The organism is Halohasta sp. A2 (assembly GCF_056175805.1).
On record NZ_JAQFWV010000179.1, the window covers coordinates 1 to 855 of the forward strand.

General features: G+C 48.0%; 1 pseudogene. It reads right to left on the reverse strand.

Annotated features, from left to right (window positions below):
• Positions 1 to 126: 126 nt before the first annotated feature.
• A pseudogene (locus tag O2S87_RS18665) lies at positions 127 to 714 on the reverse strand (DUF8172 family protein); the annotation flags it as partial.
• Positions 715 to 855: the final 141 nt, after the last annotated feature.

The following is an 855-nucleotide window of genomic DNA, read 5'->3' on the forward strand; positions in this document are numbered from 1 at the left end:
AAATTTACGATTGGTCAATAGAAACTCGCCTTAGAAAATATTAGTCGACGTACGTCCATCATTCCAAAATGACAATTTTGAGCTACCCCTACGCTGTCTTGCGATTAGAAACCTGCTATCCAACTACTCCAGATCAAACTCTGCTAGTCGAATCTGAATCCCGTCCTTTCGTTCGACCAGATCAACGCCCATGGCTTCGAGATGCTTGAATCGGATGTTATTTCGACGGACGGTGATGAGTCGCTTTGATTCAACAATATAGGGGTCAACCCATTCCCGCCACATGTGATCGTCGACGTGAGTTCGTGGCATCTCAAAATCAGGCTCTACGCTCTCGATACAGAACTGGAGCATGGCAATTCCCGTTCGATGGTTCGCATTTGGTAACGAGTGTCGAAGTATGAGGTTCGACATCAGCTCGCCAGCGACTTGTGGAATCGGTGTACCCCAAGAGACCTGGTCGACCGCCTGTTGAATCTTTTCGGGTTCGAATTCTTTGTACAGCTGGAACTCGTCGTCATCGCGAACATCCACTGCGGCTTCCAGTAGCTCAACCAGCCGGAACGCGATGACTTGTCCCTCACGATCAAGTTCAGCGATTCGCTCACTCAGCCACTCACTGTTGTAGTCGACATCCTCCGCAACTTCGATTTCTGTGTCTGCTTCGTAGAGGACGTGGATTGGGGTGTCGAACGAATATTCCATAATCTTCGTCTTGCCGTCTAAATTTCAGTCGATCACATCGGGTTAGATGGAGTGTCTGTTTGGAAGTAGTGTGAAACAAACCCAAACAGACAATCAGATCGAAGAAGAGCATCTGCTTAATTTTGTCGTCAACACTCTCGACGAGGAACT